At 61.6% G+C, this 20,158-nt stretch carries 18 protein-coding genes; 15 read left to right on the top strand and 3 right to left on the bottom strand.

Annotation, left to right across the window (positions count from 1 at the left end):
- Window positions 1–268: 268 nt before the first annotated feature.
- Together MJ643_RS28570 and MJ643_RS28565 are read right to left on the bottom strand one after the other, a co-directional pair.
- Entirely contained in the window at window positions 269–1,489 is a 1,221-nt protein-coding gene (locus MJ643_RS28570) for a CaiB/BaiF CoA-transferase family protein (protein ID WP_023662931.1), read from the bottom strand.
- A gap of 14 nt (window positions 1,490–1,503) precedes the next feature.
- Window positions 1,504–2,685, bottom strand: a complete 1,182-nt coding sequence (locus tag MJ643_RS28565; protein WP_003252907.1) for an acyl-CoA dehydrogenase — start codon at window positions 2,683–2,685, stop codon at window positions 1,504–1,506.
- A gap of 161 nt (window positions 2,686–2,846) precedes the next feature.
- Here MJ643_RS28565 and MJ643_RS28560 point away from each other — a divergent pair, with 161 nt between their 5' ends.
- The 10 genes from MJ643_RS28560 (at window position 2,847) to MJ643_RS28515 (ending at window position 12,653) form a co-directional block, all read left to right on the top strand.
- Window positions 2,847–3,746, top strand: a complete 900-nt coding sequence (locus tag MJ643_RS28560; protein ID WP_023662930.1) for a LysR family transcriptional regulator — start codon at window positions 2,847–2,849, stop codon at window positions 3,744–3,746.
- Window positions 3,747–4,182: 436 nt separating this feature from the next.
- Window positions 4,183–5,304, top strand: coding sequence for a Re/Si-specific NAD(P)(+) transhydrogenase subunit alpha (locus MJ643_RS28555; RefSeq protein ID WP_015268506.1), 1,122 nt, complete (start codon window positions 4,183–4,185; stop codon window positions 5,302–5,304).
- An 11-nt stretch (window positions 5,305–5,315) separates the two neighbouring features.
- The gene (locus MJ643_RS28550) at window positions 5,316–5,630 is read left to right on the top strand and encodes an NAD(P) transhydrogenase subunit alpha (RefSeq protein ID WP_003256966.1); all 315 of its coding nucleotides are present in this window, start codon (window positions 5,316–5,318) and stop codon (window positions 5,628–5,630) included.
- Between the two features lie 2 nt (window positions 5,631–5,632).
- Window positions 5,633–7,069, top strand: coding sequence for an NAD(P)(+) transhydrogenase (Re/Si-specific) subunit beta (locus MJ643_RS28545; protein ID WP_024087962.1), 1,437 nt, complete (start codon window positions 5,633–5,635; stop codon window positions 7,067–7,069).
- Between the two features lie 186 nt (window positions 7,070–7,255).
- Complete coding sequence (locus MJ643_RS28540) at window positions 7,256–8,749, top strand: acetyl-CoA hydrolase/transferase family protein (RefSeq protein ID WP_024087961.1); 1,494 nt, start codon at window positions 7,256–7,258, stop codon at window positions 8,747–8,749.
- Window positions 8,750–9,122: 373 nt separating this feature from the next.
- Entirely contained in the window at window positions 9,123–9,338 is a 216-nt protein-coding gene (locus tag MJ643_RS28535; protein ID WP_003256968.1) for a DUF1127 domain-containing protein, read from the top strand.
- A 306-nt stretch (window positions 9,339–9,644) separates the two neighbouring features.
- Window positions 9,645–9,962 (top strand): DUF2388 domain-containing protein, encoded by a 318-nt coding sequence (locus tag MJ643_RS28530; protein ID WP_015268503.1) that lies wholly within the window; start codon window positions 9,645–9,647, stop codon window positions 9,960–9,962.
- A gap of 88 nt (window positions 9,963–10,050) precedes the next feature.
- The gene (locus tag MJ643_RS28525) at window positions 10,051–10,344 is read left to right on the top strand and encodes a DUF2388 domain-containing protein (protein ID WP_015268502.1); all 294 of its coding nucleotides are present in this window, start codon (window positions 10,051–10,053) and stop codon (window positions 10,342–10,344) included.
- Window positions 10,345–10,380: 36 nt separating this feature from the next.
- Window positions 10,381–10,701, top strand: a complete 321-nt coding sequence (locus tag MJ643_RS28520) for a DUF2388 domain-containing protein (protein ID WP_003256970.1) — start codon at window positions 10,381–10,383, stop codon at window positions 10,699–10,701.
- A complete protein-coding gene (locus MJ643_RS28515; protein WP_024087960.1) occupies window positions 10,698–12,653 on the top strand; it encodes a DUF4105 domain-containing protein in 1,956 nt (651 codons plus the stop codon). Before MJ643_RS28520 ends, MJ643_RS28515 begins: the two co-directional genes overlap by 4 nt.
- A gap of 127 nt (window positions 12,654–12,780) precedes the next feature.
- Here MJ643_RS28515 and MJ643_RS28510 read toward each other — a convergent pair whose 3' ends face one another.
- Window positions 12,781–13,182: a GFA family protein gene (locus MJ643_RS28510; protein WP_003256972.1), complete on the bottom strand. Its 402-nt coding sequence runs from the start codon at window positions 13,180–13,182 to the stop codon at window positions 12,781–12,783.
- Window positions 13,183–13,449: 267 nt separating this feature from the next.
- Between MJ643_RS28510 and MJ643_RS28505 the strand changes: the two genes are divergently transcribed.
- From MJ643_RS28505 to MJ643_RS28485, 5 genes are all read left to right on the top strand, one after another.
- Window positions 13,450–14,757 (top strand): CitMHS family transporter, encoded by a 1,308-nt coding sequence (locus MJ643_RS28505; RefSeq protein WP_024087959.1) that lies wholly within the window; start codon window positions 13,450–13,452, stop codon window positions 14,755–14,757.
- Between the two features lie 71 nt (window positions 14,758–14,828).
- A complete protein-coding gene (locus MJ643_RS28500; protein ID WP_247727186.1) occupies window positions 14,829–15,599 on the top strand; it encodes a TerC family protein in 771 nt (256 codons plus the stop codon).
- 194 nt (window positions 15,600–15,793) lie between these two features.
- Complete coding sequence (locus tag MJ643_RS28495; RefSeq protein ID WP_023661571.1) at window positions 15,794–17,452, top strand: Na/Pi cotransporter family protein; 1,659 nt, start codon at window positions 15,794–15,796, stop codon at window positions 17,450–17,452.
- 30 nt (window positions 17,453–17,482) lie between these two features.
- Window positions 17,483–18,889, top strand: a complete 1,407-nt coding sequence (locus MJ643_RS28490) for a pitrilysin family protein (protein ID WP_023661570.1) — start codon at window positions 17,483–17,485, stop codon at window positions 18,887–18,889.
- Window positions 18,890–19,012: 123 nt separating this feature from the next.
- A complete protein-coding gene (locus MJ643_RS28485) occupies window positions 19,013–20,035 on the top strand; it encodes a DUF5924 family protein (RefSeq protein WP_015268494.1) in 1,023 nt (340 codons plus the stop codon).
- The last annotated feature ends 123 nt before the right edge of the window (window positions 20,036–20,158 follow it).

Below are 20,158 nucleotides of genomic sequence, written 5' to 3'. Positions count from 1 at the left end.
GGGAGGCGAATCATACAGCGTTTAGAAACGCTGTCAACCATCATCTCAACCGCTGACAATCATTCGACCGAAGCGCTCCTGACACTACCTGAATCGCCTAACTAATTGATTTGCAAGAAGTTTTGCGCTTCGACTACGTCAGAAGTGGGGCGCATTATAAGGGGATTCGAAACCGCGTCAACACTTAATTTCAAGAAACTTTGATATCGCTGAAAAGCAAAGCGGGAAGGCCTGACGGCCTCCCCGCTTTCACCAAGACCACAGGCCCTTAAAGGACGCCGGCACTGCGTAGCCGTTGCACCTCACCGGCACCCAGCCCCAATACATCCTCCAGCACCACCTCGGTATGCTCACCCAGCAGCGGCGGCGCCCGACGGTACTCCACCGGCGTCTCCGACAGCCGTATCGGGCTCGCCACCTGCGGCACGCTTCCCGCCAACGGATGCGGAATGCTCACCGCCAACCCGCGCGCCAGCACTTGCGGGTCCTGGAACATCTGCGCCAGGTCATTGATAGGCCCGCACGGCACCCCCGCAGCCTCCAACTGGCTCACCCACTCCGCTGTGGTCTTGAACACCGTGGCCTGGCGAATCAGAGGAATCAACTCGGCCCGGTTGGCAACCCGCAGCTTGTTGGTAACGAAACGCGGGTCGTCCGCCCACTGCGGCTGCCCGGCCACCTCGGCGAACTTGCGGAACTGGCTATCGTTGCCCACGGTAAGGATGAAGTCGCCATCCGCCGTCGGAAAATCCTGATAAGGCACGATATTGGGGTGCGCATTACCCAGGCGACGAGGCGGGTTGCCCGTAGTCAGGTAGTTCATCGCCTGATTCGCCAGGCAGGCCACCTGCACATCGAGCAACGCCATGTCGACATGCTGGCCCACTCCAGTCTGCTCGCGATGGGCGAGGGCAGCGAGGATCGCCACCGTGGAATACAACCCGGTAAGGATGTCGGTCAGCGCCACCCCTACCTTGACCGGGCCCGCACCTTCCTCACCTTCCGGGCGGCCGGTCAGGCTCATCAGCCCGCCCAACCCCTGGATCATGAAGTCATAACCCGCGCGCCTTGCATAAGGCCCGGTCTGGCCGAACCCGGTGATGGAACAATAGATAAGCCGCGGGTTGATCGCCTTCAAGCTCTGGTAGTCCAGACCGTAGGCAGCCAACCCACCAACCTTGAAGTTCTCGATGACGATATCGGACTTCGCCGCCAACTCACGCACCAGGCGCTGCCCCTCGGCCTGTGTGAAGTCGATGGTAACCGAGCGCTTGTTGCGGTTGGCCGACAGGTAATAGGCCGCCTCACTGGTGTTCTCACCCTCGGCATCCTTGAGGAAGGGTGGCCCCCATGAGCGGGTATCGTCACCACTGCCAGGGCGCTCGACTTTGATCACATCGGCACCAAGGTCAGCGAGAATCTGGCCAGACCATGGGCCGGCCAACACGCGAGAAAGGTCCAGCACCCGCAGATGTGATAGCGCGCCCATGGGCTGACTCCTTATCAATAGAAGGCCTGGATGCCGGTCTGCGCGCGCCCCAGGATCAGTGCATGCACATCGTGAGTACCTTCATAGGTGTTGACCACCTCCAGGTTGACCAGGTGACGAGCCACGCCGAACTCATCGGAAATGCCATTGCCACCCAGCATGTCACGCGCCATGCGGGCAATATCCAGCGCCTTACCACAGGAGTTGCGCTTCATGATCGACGTGATCTCCACTGCAGCTGTGCCTTCGTCCTTCATGCGCCCCAGACGCAGGCAGCCCTGCAGTGCCAGGGTGATTTCCGTCTGCATGTCGGCCAGCTTCTTCTGGATCAACTGGTTGGCAGCCAACGGGCGACCGAATTGCTGACGGTCCAGGGTGTACTGACGCGCGGTGTGCCAGCAGGCTTCCGCAGCGCCCAGCGCACCCCAGGAGATACCATAGCGGGCGGAGTTCAGGCAGGTGAACGGGCCTTTGAGGCCGCGCACATCCGGGAAGATGTTTTCCTCCGGCACGAACACGTTATCCATGACGATTTCGCCAGTTATCGAGGCGCGCAGGCCGACCTTGCCGTGAATCGCCGGCGCGCTGAGACCTTGCCAACCCTTTTCCAGAACAAAGCCACGGATATCACCCGCATCGTCCTTGGCCCAGACCACGAATACATCGGCGATCGGGCTGTTGGTGATCCACATCTTGCTGCCAGTCAGGCGGTAGCCGCCGTCGACCTTCCGGGCACGGGTGATCATCGAACCCGGGTCGGAACCATGGTTGGGCTCGGTCAAGCCGAAGCAACCGATCCACTCGCCGCTGGCCAGCTTGGGCAGGTACTTCTGCTTTTGTGCCTCGGTACCGAACTCGTTGATTGGCACCATCACCAGCGACGACTGCACACTCATCATCGAACGATAACCCGAGTCGATGCGCTCCACCTCGCGAGCAATCAGGCCATAGCACACGTAGTTCAAGCCACTGCCACCGTATTGCTCGGGAATGGTGGCGCCCAGCAACCCGACCTCACCCATTTCACGGAAGATCGCCGGGTCGGTCTGTTCATGACGGAAGGCCTCGAGCACACGCGGGGCCAGCTTGTCCTGGGCGAACTGATAAGCGCTGTCACGCACCATGCGCTCTTCTTCAGTGAGCTGCTGATCGAGCAGCAGTGGGTCGATCCAGTTGAAGCTTGCTTTACCGGCCATGAGCGAAATCCTCGAAATAGGGGGCAGTTTCTTGTGCCTTTGAGCCTAGGCCTGATCGGCCGCCGGGACAAACGAGGATTGCGCACCAATTAGTGATAATTTGTCACTTCGTAAATCGGCAAAACGCCATATTGACAGCCTTACGAGTGAGGTTGACGTACATGCGCCGCAAGATCCCCAGTACCGCCGCTCTGGTTTGCTTCGAGGCGGCGGCGCGCAACGAGAGCTTTACCAAGGCCGCCCAGGAACTCGCCCTGACCCAGGGTGCCGTCTGTCGGCAGATAGGCGGCCTGGAAGCCTTCCTCAATGTGGAACTGTTCCGCCGCTCGCGCCGCGGCGTGAAGCTGACCGAAGCCGGCCTTTCCTACAGCCGCCAGGTGGCTGCCCAACTGGACGCGGTAGAGCGCGACACCTTGTCGGTAATGCGCCAGCAGGGCGCCAACGTGATCGAGCTGGCCGTGGTACCCACCTTCGGCACCCAATGGCTGCTACCGCGGCTCAAGGACTTCCAGCAGCGCCACCCGGAGGTCACGGTAAACCTCACCAACCGCACCCGGCCATTCCTGTTTGCCGACACCACCTTCGATGCCGCTATCTACTTCGGCGATGCCGACTGGTCCGGCACCCAGTCGCACCGGCTGATGGGGGAAAACCCGGTACCGGTGTGCAGCCCGTCGCTGCTGGACGGGCAGGGCTCACTCGACGCTCAGCGTATTGCCCAACTGCCGTTGCTGCAGCAGAGCACGCGCCCCTATGCCTGGCGGCAATGGTTCGGCAGCGTCGGCATGAATGTGGAACGCGACATGACAGGCCCGCGCTATGAACTATTCTCGATGCTCGCCCAGGCGGCCATGCATGAGATGGGCATCGCCCTGATTCCACCGTTCCTGATCCAGCGCGAGTTGGAGGAGGGTAGGTTGGTGGTCGCTAACAGGCATGCCCTGAGTAGTGACAAGGCCTACTATCTGATGATTCCGGAGCGCAAAGTGGAGTCGGCTTCGCTACGCGCCTTCCGTGACTGGCTGGTAAGCCAGGCCCAGGCGTACACGGCCAAGACGTGAGCAGTCATGATAAATTGACTTCGTAGTCAATTATTTTTAACACCTACAGATATATGTATTTGTCGCATATACATAAACTGTTATGCAGTAGCAAAAATCCGCTTTAACCCTGCTTACGGCGCGGCTTCGCGGGTTATTTTGCGACATTCACCAAGCCGTAAGCGAATCAACCGCAAATTTTTTGTTTTTTTCTCCTAATCTGCCAATAGCCTATGTTTGACAGGCTGCAGCCTGGCCGTTGCGACATACGGTCACAGGGTGACTTGTAGTTTTAACTTCGTTTCGCTCCAGAACCGGTTGAAGGCCTCTGGCTTCGTCTGCAAAATGCTTCGCCCGCCCGGGATTCGGCGGGTCGGCGCTCCACAGCCGCCCCAGCGCACCATCCGAAGTGCGCTGGCTTTTAAAAAGACAAAAGGTCACCGCAGGAGAAATAGTCGTGCACATTGGTGTTCCTCTCGAGACGCAGACCGGTGAGACAAGGGTCGCTGCGACCCCGGAAACCATCAAGAAACTGATTGGCCAGGGCCATCAGGTCACCGTCCAACGGGGGGCAGGGCTCAATGCCAGCATTCCGGACAGTGCCTATGAGGCCGTGGGTGCTTCCCTGGGGAGTGCAGCCGATGCCTACGGCGCCCAATTGGTGCTCAAAGTGGTCGCCCCCAACGACCAGGAACTGGCCCTGATCAACAGTGGCAGCCTCCTGGTGGGCATGCTCAACCCCTTCAACAGCGAGCTGATCGGCAAGATGGCCGAGCGCGGCATTACCGCGTTCGCCCTGGAAGCCGCGCCGCGCACCTCGCGGGCGCAGAGCCTGGACGTGCTGTCGTCGCAGGCCAACATCGCCGGTTACAAGGCGGTGTTGCTGGCTGCCCATCACTACCCACGCTTCATGCCCATGCTCATGACCGCCGCCGGTACCGTCAAGGCCGCGCGCGTGCTGATCCTGGGCGCGGGCGTTGCCGGCCTGCAGGCCATTGCCACGGCCAAGCGCCTGGGCGCGGTGATCGAGGCATCCGACGTACGCCCGGCCGTGAAGGAGCAGATCGAGTCGCTGGGCGCCAAGTTCATCGACGTACCCTACGAAACCGATGAAGAGCGCGAATGCGCCGAAGGTGTCGGCGGTTATGCCCGGCCGATGCCGGCAAGCTGGATGCAACGCCAGGCCCAGGCCGTGCACGAGCGCGCCAAGCAGGCGGATATCGTCATTACCACTGCGCTGATCCCGGGGCGCAAGGCGCCGACCCTGCTCAGCGCCGAAACCGTCGCGCAGATGAAGCCCGGCTCGGTGGTCATCGACCTCGCAGCAGCCCAAGGCGGCAACTGCCCACTGACTGTCGCCGACCAGGTGGTACAGGAGAACGGCGTGATCATCGTTGGCCCGACCAACCTGCCGGCCCAAGTGGGCGCCGATGCCTCGGCACTGTATGCACGCAACCTGCTGGACTTCATGAAGCTGCTGTTCGACAAGGACGGCGCGCTGGTCATCAACCTCGAAGACGACATCGTCGCGGCCTGCTTGATGTGCCGTGATGGTCAGGTCGTCCGCAAGAACGGCTAAGGAGCACGACAATGGAAGACATGCTGATTTCCCATGGCATCTACAACCTGATCATCTTCGTGCTGGCCATCTATGTGGGCTACCACGTGGTGTGGAACGTCACCCCGGCACTGCACACTCCGCTGATGGCCGTGACCAACGCCATCTCTGCAATCGTCATCGTCGGCGCCATGCTGGCCGCCGCCCTGACGGTGACCCCGGCCGGCAAGCTGATGGGCACCCTGGCAGTGGCCCTGGCCGCAGTCAACGTGTTCGGTGGCTTCCTGGTCACCCGTCGCATGCTTGAGATGTTCAAGAAGAAAACCAAGAACGAGGCGCAGAAGTAAGCATGAGCATGAATCTGGTAACGCTCCTCTACCTCGTCGCCTCGGTGTGCTTCATCCAGGCGCTCAAGGGCCTGTCGCACCCGACTACCTCGCGGCGCGGCAACCTGTTCGGCATGATCGGCATGGGTATCGCCATCGTCACTACGGTCGGCCTCATTTATAAGCTCGGGGCCGAGCTTGCCACCGCCGGCATCGGCTACGTCCTCGTTGGCTTGCTGGTCGGCGGCACCGCCGGTTCGATCATGGCCAAGCGCGTCGAGATGACCAAAATGCCGGAACTGGTCGCCTTCATGCACAGCATGATCGGCCTGGCAGCGGTGTTCATCGCCATCGCCGCGGTGCTGGAACCGCAATCGATGGGCATCGTTGCCGCCATGAGCGACCCGATCCCCACCGGCAACCGTCTGGAGCTGTTCCTCGGCGCAGCCATTGGTGCCATTACCTTCTCCGGCTCGGTGATCGCCTTCGGCAAGCTGTCGGGCAAGTACAAGTTCCGCCTGTTCCAGGGCGCACCGGTACAGTTCACCGGCCAGCACAAGCTGAACCTGATCCTCGGCCTGACCACCATCGCCCTGGGCCTGCTGTTCACCTTCACTGGCCACTACAGTGCCTTCACCCTGATGCTGGTATTGGCCTTCATCATGGGCGTGCTGATCATTATTCCGATCGGGGGCGCCGACATGCCGGTGGTGGTGTCGATGCTTAACAGCTATTCGGGCTGGGCAGCGGCCGGTATCGGCTTCTCGCTGAACAACTCGATGCTGATCATCGCAGGCTCTCTGGTCGGCTCGTCCGGTGCCATCCTTTCGTACATCATGTGCAAGGCGATGAACCGTTCGTTCTTCAACGTCATCCTCGGTGGCTTCGGTGGTGATACCGATGCTGGCGCGGCGCAAGGCTCCAAAGAGCAGCGCCCGGTGAAGTCTGGCTCGGCCGACGATGCCACCTTCCTGCTCAGCAACGCCGACAGCGTGATCATCGTCCCTGGCTACGGCCTGGCGGTGGCTCGCGCCCAGCACGCGCTCAAGGAACTGACCGAGAAGCTGAGCCACAACGGTGTGACCGTGAAGTACGCGATCCACCCGGTGGCCGGCCGTATGCCAGGGCACATGAACGTGCTGCTGGCGGAGGCCGAAGTGCCGTACGACCAAGTGTTCGAGATGGAAGACATCAACGCCGAGTTCGGCCAGGCCGATGTGGTGCTGGTGCTGGGCGCCAACGACGTGGTCAACCCTGCGGCGAAGAACGACCCCAAGTCGCCGATCGCCGGCATGCCGATCCTCGAAGCGTTCAAGGCCAAGACCATCATCGTCAACAAGCGCTCCATGGCCAGCGGCTATGCCGGCCTGGACAACGAACTGTTCTACCTCGACAAGACCATGATGGTGTTCGGCGACGCCAAGAAAGTCATCGAAGACATGGTCAAGGCGGTGGAGTGACAACGCCCGCTGCAAACCAGTTGATATAAAGGAAGCCCCGGTCAGAATCTGCCGGGGCTTTTCTTTTATTGATCCGGATCAACGGCTCTATTCCAAGGCTTCTCATACGACCATGGTCGTGGGACGGCAAGGGGCGAAGTCTCTAGACTGCGCTGCAGTAGTTTCAGTAGCCCGAGATAACAATCCATGTACCGTGATCGTATCCGCTTGTCCTCCCTGCACAGCAAGGTAATGAGTGCGGCTGATGCCGCTGGTCTGATCGAGGACGGCATGACCGTCGGCATGAGCGGTTTCACCCGCGCCGGCGAAGCCAAGGCCGTACCACATGCACTGGCCGAACGTGCCAAGCAGTCGCCACTGAAAATCAGCCTGATGACCGGCGCCAGCCTGGGCAACGACCTGGACAAGCAACTGACCGAGGCCGGCGTGCTGGCTCGCCGCATGCCGTTCCAGGTCGACAGCACCCTGCGCAAGGCCATCAACGACGGCCAAGTGATGTTCATCGACCAGCACCTGTCGGAAACCGTCGAGCAACTGCGCAACCAGCAGTTGAAGCTGCCGGACATCGCGGTCATCGAAGCCGTGGCCATCACCGAGCAGGGCCACATCGTGCCAACCACCTCGGTGGGCAACTCCGCCAGCTTCGCGATCTTCGCCAAGCAGGTGATTGTCGAGATCAACCTCTCGCACAACACCAACCTCGAAGGCCTGCACGACATCTATATCCCGACCTACCGCCCGACCCGCACGCCAATCCCGCTGGTCAAGGTCGACGACCGTATCGGCAGCACCGCCATCCCGATCGACCCGGCCAAGATCGTCGGCATCGTCATCAGCGACCAGCCGGACTCGCCGTCCACCGTACTGCCTCCGGATGACGAAACCCAGGGCATCGCCGACCACCTGATCAACTTCTTCAAGAAAGAAGTCGAGGCCGGCCGCATGACCAACAAGCTCGGCCCGCTGCAGGCCGGTATCGGCAGCATTGCCAACGCAGTGATGTGCGGCCTGATCGAGTCGCCGTTCGAAGACCTGACCATGTACTCCGAAGTACTGCAGGACTCCACCTTCGACCTGATCGACGCCGGCAAGCTGAGCTTCGCCTCGGGCAGCTCGATCACCTTGTCGACCCGCCGCAACGCCGACGTGTTCGGCAACCTGGAGCGTTACAAGGACAAGCTGGTACTGCGCCCGCAAGAAATCTCCAACCACCCGGAGGTGGTCCGTCGCCTGGGCATCATCGGTATCAACACCGCGCTTGAGTTCGATATCTACGGCAACGTCAATTCCACACACGTGTGCGGTACCAAGATGATGAACGGCATCGGCGGCTCGGGTGACTTCGCCCGTAACGCCCATCTGGCCGTGTTCGTCACCAAGTCGATTGCCAAGGGTGGGGCGATTTCCAGCGTGGTGCCGATGGTCAGCCATGTCGACCATACCGAGCACGATGTGGACATCCTGGTCACCGAGCAAGGCTTGGCCGACCTGCGCGGCCTGGCGCCACGCGAGCGCGCCAGGGCGATCATCGACAACTGTGTGCACCCGGACTACCGCGCAGCACTGAACGACTACTTCGATCGCGCCTGCCAGCGTGGCGGCCATACCCCGCACATCCTGCGTGAAGCCCTGAGTTGGCACGAGAACCTGGAAGAAACCGGGCGCATGCTGGCTAGCTGATACAGATGTGGTACGGAACGGCGGCCCTGCTCCCGCTGTTCCGGCTTCTTCACATGCTCGCTAGCGAATGGGCCATAACAGTCCAACCCGTCTATCAAGATACCTGGTCGCCGTTACTCAGTTAATCTGTACTACTGTACTGGTAATTTCACGCCTTCCTGGCAGACAAATACCTTTATTTTAATGAAAATGCACCAAATAAGGGCAGACCAGTACAGTTACGCCAATTTCGAGTGCAACAGTAGGGTTACACAGTTAACTGGACCATCGTCTTTCAACTGAACTGTATCTACTGTTATGGACGACAGAGGAGGATCATTGGCATCAGTTAAATCACTACCTAATCCCGCCATAAGCGGAAGGATGAAACATCATGGAACGTACCCTCAGTTCCGGTCTGGTTTTTGAAAGCAACGCCCAACAATCCAACGCTTCGCTGCCGCTGCGCGCTCTGTCCACCTTGCTGCTGTGGCAGCGCCGCATGGCCAGCCGCCGTCAACTGGCTCGCCTGGACGCCCGCCTGCTGGCCGACGCCGGTATCAGCGAGTCGCAGCGTTACGAAGAGCTGAGCAAGCCATTCTGGCGCTAAGCTCCGGCTTGCCGGCTTCGGTCGGCACCGCGAATTCCCGAAACCCGTTGCAGGTGACTGCGACGGGTTTTTTGTTTGCAGGCGGCATGCCAGAGCCTTTTACAAGCGAACCTGTACAGTTTTAAAAATCATAAAACAGACCAGAACAGTTTATTGGTGCGCTGTTCATTAACATCCAGAAACACCGGCGCATGATACGCTTGGCGTAACAGTCTGGTAGAACGCACTGTTGAAAAGTACCGCGACGAGCTGTGCGAGCGTCCGATAAAGCAGAACCACCCGACCCTAGTCCAGGAGTCCACGATCATGTCCCGTAAATACCTGATTGGCGCCGCCCTGATGCTGAGCCTGGCCGGCACCGCAAACGCCACCAGCTTCGTTGTCACCACCGACGCCGTCGTTGGCGCAGTGGCCGCGTCCACCGATGCCACTTCCGATATTTCCTCCTCGTTCCGTGACGACAAGATCGTCCAGGCCGCCCGTGACGACGCCGCCAGCTTCGTTGGCAGCCAGGGCGACATCCGCGGTGCCAAGCTGGAAAGCGCTTTCCTGCACATCCGCTCGCAGATGCCAACCCTGCAGGCCAGCGACGCGCAACTGGCCCAGGCCATTCTGGCGCTCTGACCCCGCCTGAGCCGTTCAGCTGTGCTGGTCACCACCAGCACAGCCGTACTCACCATTGCCGCCCACGTTTCCAGCTGTTGTAGAGCCCATGCGTTATCTGTTGCCGTTGCTGTTCTCCGTTATTGGCATGGCCAGCGCCCATGCCATGGATACCACTACGCAAAGCCTGGTCATCACCGGCTATGTCACCAGCCAGGTCACCAGCGCACCGTTCGACCGCAAACTGGTCCGCCAGGCCCAGGACGATGCCGCTGCCTTCGTCGCCAGCGACGGCCAGATCCGCGGTGCACGGCTGGAGGCAGCACTGGAATCATTACGCCACAATTGCGCACGGCATACCGTCGGCGATCTGGAACTGGCGCAAGCAATTCTCGTCCAATAATTAAATCTGACTCCCTGTATTTTTCGGAGATGCTCCATGCGTAAACCGCTGATTGCCGCTACCCTCGGCATGCTGCTGCTGGCCGACCTGGCCCAGGCACAGACCCTGGTGGCCACCAGCAATATCATCGTGCGCGCCTTTGGCCGTTCGATCGATTTCACCTCTGACACCACCACTTCGATCCGCGATTCAAAAGTGGTGCGCGAAGCCCATGACGACGCCGCCAGCTTTGTCGCCAGCAACGGTGACATCCGCGGCGCCCAGCTTGAGGCTGCCTTCAACACCCTGCGCGAGCGCGTGCCGCAAGCGCGTGACGCCAGCGACCAGGTACTGGCTGAAGCCATCCTCGCGCTGTGAACCGCGTGCGCGCCTGGCTGCTCGGCTGCGCCCTGACGCTGCTCGGCACGCCCGCCCTGGCCGACCTGCAGCTTGAGCTGCAGGCGTCCGGCCTCGATTCACAGCAGGCCCTGGCCACTCAGGCTCTGCTCGACGAAGCCATGGGCAAGCTGCCCCCCAGCTTCAAGCAAAAGCTGAACCGCCGAGTGCGGGTCAACTGGAGCGACAATATGCCGGCCGACGCCTATGGCCAGGCATCGCTGGTCTCTACCCTCGAACTCAATCGTCGCCTGCTGCCCAGCCTCACCGATGGCAGTGCAGCCACCGAACGCACCAACCGCCCGCATGGCACGGTGCGAGAAGAACTGCTGGCCACCGTGCTGCACGAACTCACCCATATCTATGACCGTGCCCGGCTGTGGCCCAGCGCCGAGAACGCGCTGATCGCCCGTTGCAAGCGCCAGCAAGGTACGTTGGGCAAGGTCGGCCTGCCCGAAGCATGCCGTGGCCAGGCCGAGCGCCGCTTCACCCTCAGCGACGACCCGCGCCTGCTCGACCTGGCCGGCTGGCAGCAGTACGTGGGCCGACGCGGCGAGCGCGAGCAGCACAACGGCCAGTTCGTTCGCAGCCCCGACAGCTATGAACTGAGCAGCCCCAAGGAGTACATCGCGGTCAACATGGAGTACTTCCTCCTCGACCCGAGCTACGGCTGCCGCCGCCCGGCGCTGAACCAGTACCTGCGCGAACACTTCGGCTGGGCACCACAGCAGGACAGCTGCGCCAAGGGCCTGCCGTTCATCAATGCCGGCAGCGACTTCGGCCGCCAGCCGCTGGGCGAAATCGACCCCGAGCGGGTCTATGAGGTGGACTACCTGCTGGCCGAAGCCAACCAGAACCTGGTCAGCCGCTGGGGCCACAGCATGCTGCGCCTCGTGATCTGCAAGCCGGGCCGCCCACGCGGGCCGGACTGCCGCCTGGACCTCGACCAGAGCCTGGTGCTGTCGTACCGCGCCTTCGTCAACGATGTACAGCTTTCCAGCTGGGACGGCCTGGTCGGTGCCTACCCCTCGCGTCTGTTCGTGCTGCCGCTGGGCCAGGTGATCGACGAGTACACCAAGACCGAACTGCGCAGCCTGGCCTCGGTGCCCTTGCGGCTCGACCGCGACGAGATCGAGAACCTAGTGCGTCAGGCCGCCGAAATGCACTGGAGCTACGATGGTAACTACTGGTTCCTGTCCAACAATTGCGCAGTAGAGTCGTTGAAGCTGCTGCGCAGCGGCACCGCCAACCCGCGCCTGAACGACCTCGACAGCATCATGCCCAATGGCTTGCTGGCTGTGCTCAAGGGCAGGGGGCTTGCCGACACCAGCGTGCTCGACGACCCCCGCGAAGCGTTGCGCCTGGGTTATCGCTTCGACTCCTACCGTGACCGTTACCAGGCCATGTTCGAGGTGTTGAAGAAGCAGTTGCCAATAAAGCAGGACAAGGTCGAGGACTGGCTGGCCCTGGACGCCGAGCAACGGCGGGCCTGGTTCGCCCAGGCCGACCTGCGTACCAGCGCCGCCTTGCTGCTGCTTGAACAGGCCAGCTTGCGCCGGCAACTGCTGCTGGCCCAGGACGAGGTCAAGCAGCGTTACCTGAACGCCGCCGCGCTGAAGGATGGCAGCGTCAGCAAGGCCGATGCGACCCTCAGGCAGATGCTTGCCAACAGTGGCTTCCTCAGCCGCCCGGCAGAGTTGCTCGACAGCAAGGGCTACGGGCTGCCGCAGCCGCAGGAGCGCAAGCATCTGGAGCAGGTCAGCAGCGAGCGGCAAGCGCAGTTGCTGCGCTTGAGCACGAGCCTGGACAAAGAGGTGAGGGCGCTGCTGGAGCCGTCGCGGGCCAAGGAAATTGTGGCGGTGGAAGCCAATGTGAAGCAGGTGGGCGAACATCTGCGGGCGCTGCACAAGGCCGCCGGTGGCCTGCAATTGTAACGTCCACTGTGCCGGTCTCTTCGCGGGCATGCCCGCTCCCACAGGATCTGTACAACACCTGAGATCTGCGCCGTCACTGTGGGGAGCGGGTTTACCCGCGAAAGGGCCGGCACAGACAGCACAAAGCCTACAGGTTCTCCTCGGCCTCCGAAGGCAAATCCTCATCCAGATGCAACCAAGGCAACCGGCTACCCACCCAGATATGCCGGTTGGCCCTGACCCGTTCCGGGTGGTCCAGCGTCGCCACCGTCACATCCACCGTCTCCGGGCTATGTGTAGTCACCAACGCCACATGCGCCCCGCAATGCCCACAAAAGTACCGGCTGCAACTGGCCGGCGCCACATAGCAGTTCGGCTCGCCCGCCAGCCACCGGAACCCCGAGCGGGGCAGGGTGAGCCAGGTCACCACCAGCCCGCCACTGACCCGCCGGCAGATCGAACAATGGCAATGGGCAATGTCCGTCAGGTCGCCCTCCAACCGATAACGCAAGGCGCCACAATGGCAGCCACCCTCGGTCACATCCTGCATCACCTACCTCTCGTCACCTTTGCTTCGGCGAAAGCTGGCTGAAAGCTTGCCCTCATAGGATAGCCCCCACTACCGGCACAAGACCGGTCAGCCAGGGCACCCGGTAACCACCGCGCCCGGCCCAATCAACAACAACAATGGTGATTCTGATGTATTCCTGTGCCCGACTTTCCGTAGCCCCTCTCCGCATGCTCCCTGCACAGCGCCAAGCGCGCTGATCCGCCCGAATCGACGTTCCTTTCGCCGCGCCACGCCTGGAGTATTGCCATGCTGACCTTCCTCGGCTTTGCCATGGTCATCACCTTCATGTACCTGATCATGACCAAGCGCCTGTCGGCCTTGATCGCGCTGATCCTGGTACCGATCCTGTTCGCCCTGTTCGGCGGTTTTTCCGCCAAGATCGGCCCGATGATGCTCGAGGGCATCAGCAAGCTCGCACCTACCGGCGTGATGCTGATGTTCGCCATCCTCTATTTCGCCCTGATGATCGATTCCGGCCTGTTCGACCCGGCCGTGCGCAAGATCCTCAAGCTGGTCAAGGGCGATCCGCTGAAAGTGTCCGTCGGCACCGCGGTACTGGCCCTGGTGGTCTCGCTCGACGGTGACGGCGCCACCACCTACATGATCTGCTGCGCCGCCATGCTGCCAATGTACAGTCGCCTGGGCATGAGCCCGCGGATCATGGCCGGCCTGATCATTCTCGCCGGCGGGGTAATGAACATGACCCCCTGGGGTGGCCCGACCGCCCGCGCCGCCAGCGCCCTGCACGTGGACCCGTCGGACATCTTCGTGCCGATGATCCCCGCCATGCTGTTCGGTGTGCTGGCGATCCTGGCCATCGCCTACATGTACGGCAAGCGCGAACGTGCCCGCCTGGGCGAGTTGCACCTGCCCACCGACGACATCGACCACAGCCAAATTACCGTTTCGCAGTACCCGGACGCGCGCCGGCCAAAATTGCTGTACTTCAACGGTGCCCTGACCGCTGCCCTGATGGTCGCGCTGATTGCCGGCGTGTTGCCGCTGCCCGTGCTGTTCATGATCGCCTTCAGCATCGCCATGATCGTCAACTACCCGTGCCTGCAGCAGCAGAAAGACCGCATCGCCGCCCACGCCGGCAGCGTGCTGGCGGTCACCGGGCTGATCTTTGCCGCCGGCATCTTCACCGGCATCCTGTCGGGCACCGGCATGGTCGACGCCATGTCCAAGAGCCTGCTGTCGGTCATCCCCGAGGCGTTGGGCCCATACCTCGCGGTGATAACCGCGATCGTGAGCATGCCGTTCACCTTCTTCATGTCCAACGACGCATTCTACTATGGCGTGCTACCGGTGCTGGCCGAAGCTGCCAGCCACTACGGCATCAGCCCGGTGGAAATGGCCCGTGCGTCGATCGTCGGGCAGCCGGTACACCTGCTAAGCCCCCTGGTACCCTCCACCTACCTGCTGGTGGCCCTGGCCGGGATCGAGTTCGGCGATCATCAGCGCTTTACCTTGAAGTGGGCAGTGCTGGTGTGCCTGTGCATAATGCTCGCCGCGCTGCTGATGGGGATTTTCCCGCTGTTCAGTAGTCTTTAATAAACACGTATTTCCCTAACGCGACGCGCCCGGATCCGGGCGCGTCGCCTTTACCGTTCGAAGGAAGACACATGGAATGGCTGACCAGCCCGGAAATCTGGGTTGCCTTTTTTACCCTTACCGCGCTTGAGATCGTCCTCGGTATCGACAACATCATCATGATCTCGATTCTGGTCAGCCGCATGCCCAAGCACATACAGCCGCGCACCCGGATCTTCGGCCTGGCCCTGGCAATGGTCACTCGTATCATGCTGCTGCTGTCGATCACCTGGGTCATGCGCCTTACCGCCGACCTGTTCGTGGTCCTGGGCCAGGGCATCTCCGGGCGGGACCTGATCCTGTTCTTTGGTGGCCTGTTCCTGCTGTGGAAAAGCTCGCAAGAGATCTATCACGGCCTGGAAGGCGAGGACGAAAACCCGGAAGAACCGAAAGGCGCGGGTGGCAAGTTCTTCTACACCATCATCCAGATCGCCATCATCGACATCGTGTTCTCGCTGGACTCGGTGATCACTGCGGTGGGCATGGTGTCCCACGTACCGGTGATGATCGCCGCGATCATCGTCGCCGTGCTGGTGATGATGCTGTGCGCTGGCACCATCAGCGATTTCATCGACAAACATCCGTCGTTGAAAATGCTCGCACTATCGTTCCTGATCGTGGTCGGTACCGTGCTGATCGCCGAATCTTTCGACGTACATGTGCCTAAAGGCTATGTCTACTTCGCCATGGCGTTCTCGCTGGCGGTGGAAGCCATCAACATCCGCATGCGAACTGCCTTGGCCCGCAAGAACGGCAAAGAGCACGAGCCAGTGAAACTGCGCAAGGACATTCCGGGTCAATAAGATCAGGAAGTGCAGGACAAAGGGCCCTTCGGGCCCTTTTTTCATTTCCGCCATATTTCAAACAAATGACAGCCATGCGAAGCTGGCGACAGCTCCGCAGAACAACTAAAGCTTTGAGTGAGCACTGAAAATTCTTCAAATGCTCACGCTTCGTCTCTTGGCCCTCTGGGCCAATGCAACAGGGGGCCGTCGCCATGCTGACCCTGCTCAACCTGCTCTCGGCCGTTACGCTTCTGGTCTGGGGCACCCACATCGTTCGTACCGGCATACTCCGGGTATTCGGCTCGAGCCTGCGGCGCATCATCAGCCAGAACATGAGCAAACGCCCGCTCGCGTTCGTCGCAGGCATTCTGGTCACAGCCCTGGTGCAAAGCAGCAACGCCACAGCCATGTTGGTCACCTCGTTCGTCGGCCAAGGCCTGATGGCCATGACCCCGGCCTTGGCAATCATGCTCGGCGCCGACGTGGGTACCGCGCTGATGGCCCGGGTGCTGACCCTGGACCTGTCCTGGCTGTCGCCGCTGCTGATCTTCCTGGGTGTGATCTTCTTCCTCTCGCGCAAGCAGACGCGGGCGGGCCAGCTGGGCAGGGTAGGGATCGGGCTTGGCCTGATCATCCTGGCACTTGAGCTGATCGTGCAGGCAGCTACACCGATTACCCACGCCCAGGGCGTGAAGGTGCTGTTCGCTTCGCTCACCGGCGACATCATGCTCGACGCCCTGGTCGGCGCACTGTTCGCCATGATTTCCTATTCCAGCCTGGCCGCCGTGCTGCTCACCGCGACACTGGCCGGCGCCGAAGTGATCAGCCTGCCAGTGGCCATCGGCCTGGTGGTGGGCGCCAACATCGGCAGCGGATTGCTGGCCTTCATCAGCACCAGCATGCAGAACGCCGCTGGACGCCGTGTGGCCCTGGGCAGCCTGCTGTACAAGCTGATCGGCTTGCTGCTGATCATCCCAGTGCTGCACCCGCTGGTGGGTTGGATGGACTCACTGAGCTTCAGCCCACAGGAGCTGGTCATCGGCTTCCACCTGCTCTACAACACGCTGCGTTGCCTGATCATGCTGCCCACGGTCAAACCCATGGGCAGGCTGTGCAACAGCCTGCTGCCCGAACGGGAAAACGGCAACGGCCAGATTCGCCCGCGCCATCTCGACACCTCGGCGCTGGAAACACCCAGCCTGGCCCTGGCCAACGCCTCCCGCGAAACCCTGCGCCTGGGCGATATCGTCGACAGCCTGCTCGAAGCCATGCTCGGTGCCCTGCGCGGTACCCAGGCCGCCTTGCCGCAGCAGGTCCGCGCCCTGGGCGAGGACGCCGAAGCCTTGTACAGCGCGATCAAGCTGTACCTGGCGCAGATTTCACGTGAAGGCCTCAGCGAACAGGACAACCGCCGCTGGGCAGAAATCATCGAACTGGCGATCAACCTCAAGCTGGCCTGCGACCTGATCGAGCGTATGCTGCGCAAGGTCCAGCAGCAGAAAACCAGCCAGCGCCGGGAGTTCTCCCAGGTGGGCCTTGAAGAACTCACCGGCTTGCAGGAACAGCTGCTGGCCAACCTGCGCCTGGGTTTGTCGGTGTTTCTCAGTGCCGACCCGGAAAGCGCCCGTCTGCTGCTGCGGGAAAAACGCCGATTTCGCGCACAGGAACGGCGCCTTGCCCACGCCCATGTCAGCCGCCTGCAGCGCAAGGTAGTGCAAAGTATCGAGACCAGTTCGCTACACTTGGAGCTGATCGCCGACATGAAACGGTTGAACTCTTTGTTCTGTAGCAGTGCCTATGTGGTACTGGGCGGCTCGGACACGGGCGGGCTGATGCTCGACAGCGTGCCGGACGAAGCCCGCCTGCCGTGATTTCGCCTACCTGAGGACCCAAGCTCGCCCATGCGTTGCCTGATGTTCGTATGCCTGCTGATCTGCAGCCTGCCCTCATTCGCCCTCGACCGCTCGCGAGTTGAAGGTTACCTGTTGCCCAACGGCCTGCAGGTCATCCTGAAAAACGGCTATGAACGTGACCATGTAGCGATTCGTCTGGTGGTCGGCGTCGGCCTGGATGACTTCAATTGCGAGCAGAAAGAGCTGCCGCACCTGCTCGAGCACCTGCTGTTCAGCGGCATCGACGCAACCGGCGAGGGTGGCCTGGAAGAGCGCCTGCAATCGCTGGGAGGCGAGTGGAATGCCTACACCAGCAGCGCCGACACCACCTTCGTCATCGAAGCCCCGGCGCGCAACCAGCGCAAAGTCCTCGACCTGCTACTGGCGGTGATCCACGAAACCCGCATAGATGCCAAGGCCCTGGCCACCGCCAAGCGCATCATCGAGCGTGAAGATGGCGGCCATTATGGCCACCTGCAGCGCTGGCTCGACCGCCAGGACATCGGCCACCCCGCCAGCGACCAGTTGGCCACCGAGCTAGGCCTGAAATGCCCGGAGCGCTCCAACCTCGACGACATGACCCTGGAGCAGGTGAACACCTTGCGTGACCGCTGGTACGCGGCCAACAACATGACCCTGATCGTGGTCGGCGGCCTCGACCGCCTGCTGCCGGCCTACCTGGAGCGCACCTTTGGCGAATTGCCCGCCACCGAGCCGGAGGAGCGCCGCACCCTGGAAAGCATCGGCCAGCAAGCTGAACAGCGCCGCGACCTGACCCGCGGCTGGCTGGGCGACAGCGTCAAGCTGCACTGGCTGTTCGTCGAGCCGGTGCTAGACAACGACCATCAGGCCACCCTCGACCTGCTGTCGCACTATCTGGATTGGGCGCTGTATGACCAGCTGCGCTTGCGCAACGGGTTGTCCTACGGCCCTTCGGCACAACGCGAGAGCTTCGGCGACACTGGCCTGCTGAGCCTCAATGCCGACCTGGAGCGCGAGGACGTCGACCAGGCGGTCGAGGTGATGCAGAAATTGTTCGATCACCTGCGCAAGGAAGGCCTCGACCCGGACACCTTCGAGCGCATCAAGTACGCCAGCGTCGCCAAGGAAAGCTGGAGCACCCAGGGCAACAGTGCCTTGGCCGACTACTATTGGGGCGCGCTGAACGACTATAGCGACGGACGCTTCGCCAACCCGGTGCGCAAGCTGCGGCAGGTCAGCCTGGCGCAGGCCAACGAGGCGCTGAAGGAACTGCTCAAGGAAGATGGCTATGTGCGTATCGAAAAGCCGTTGCTTGGCTATGATGAACTCTATGGGCTGGTTGCCTTGCTGTTGGGGCTGATCCTGGCAGCGGGGCTGTTGCGCTGGCGTCGGCATGGTCCGGAAAAACCGAGCGGTGCTACACGCGAGCAGTGAAACGACGGTATCCTTTTGCCAGTACCGGCCCATTCGCGGGTATCGCAACGCGGTCCCTGTGGGAGCGGGTTCACCCGCGAAGAAGCCGGCACAGCCACCATATCCTTTCTGTTGTAGCCCCCAATGCCCCAAATCCCCCACATCGTCCAGCGCATCATCGAACTGCTCAAACGCTACCCCGGCATCATCGCGCTCGGCGGTTTCCTCTCCGGCATCGGCAGTTTCATACTAGTCGACCGCCAGGCTGGCCTTGCCAGCTGGGTAGCTGTGCTCATGCTGGTCAGCTGGCTCTGGCTGATGCTGGAAAACACCCTCACCGGCCTGTTCGCGCGCACCTTCAACCGCGAAATACCGCAGCCATTGCTGCGCTATGCGACACAGATGATCCACCAGGAATCGCTGTTCTTCGTACTGCCGTTCTTCTTCATCACCACCACCTGGAACAGCGGCCAGTTGGTGTTCACCGGCCTGCTTGGTGCCGCCGGGCTGATTTCGATCATCGATCCGCTGTACTACAAGTGGCTGGCACCGAGGCGCTGGCTGTTCCTGGCGCTGCATACCCTGACCCTGTTCGCCGCCCTGCTGACCGCGCTGCCGATCATCCTGCACCTGACCACCGCGCAAAGCTTCAAGCTGGCCCTTATCGCAGCCATGGCCCTGTCGTTTCCCAGCCTTGCCAGCAGCTTCCCGATCAACAACTGGCGCCGTGCCGTGGCCCTGGTGCTGGTCACCCTGTCGGTCGGCGGCGGGGGCTGGCTTCTGCGCTCCTGGGTGCCACCAGCAACCTTGTGGATGACCGAAGTGGCGGTCAGTACCGAAGTGCTGAACCGCCAGCCGGGCGATTCGCTGCACGAAATTGCCGCCAGCCGCATCCGTAGCAGCGGCCTGTACGCCTACACCGCGATCAACGCACCACGCGGTCTGAACGAGCGGATCTATCACGTGTGGCAAAAGGACGGCCAGGAAGTTGATCGCATTGCCCTGGACATCCATGGCGGGCGCAAGGAAGGCTACCGGGCCTGGACCCACAAGCAGAACTTCCCGCCGAACCCGGTGGGCAAGTGGCAGGTGAGGGTACTGACAGAGGATGGGCAGGTCATCGGTGTGCTGCGCTTCAAGGTGGTCGATGACGCGCCCGCAGGGTGAGTGTAAGGGGCCCCTTTGCGGCCCATCGCCGGCAAGCCAGCTCCCACCGGGCCAGCGATAACCCGCTCCATGTGGGAGCAACTGTCTTTAGAAATTTATTTTCAAGCGTGCCATTCGGGCAGG

Source organism: Pseudomonas sp. PNPG3, from assembly GCF_023093815.1.
Classification (GTDB): Bacteria; Pseudomonadota; Gammaproteobacteria; order Pseudomonadales; family Pseudomonadaceae; genus Aquipseudomonas; species Aquipseudomonas asiatica.
This window is presented reverse-complemented; position numbering and strand designations above follow the sequence as displayed.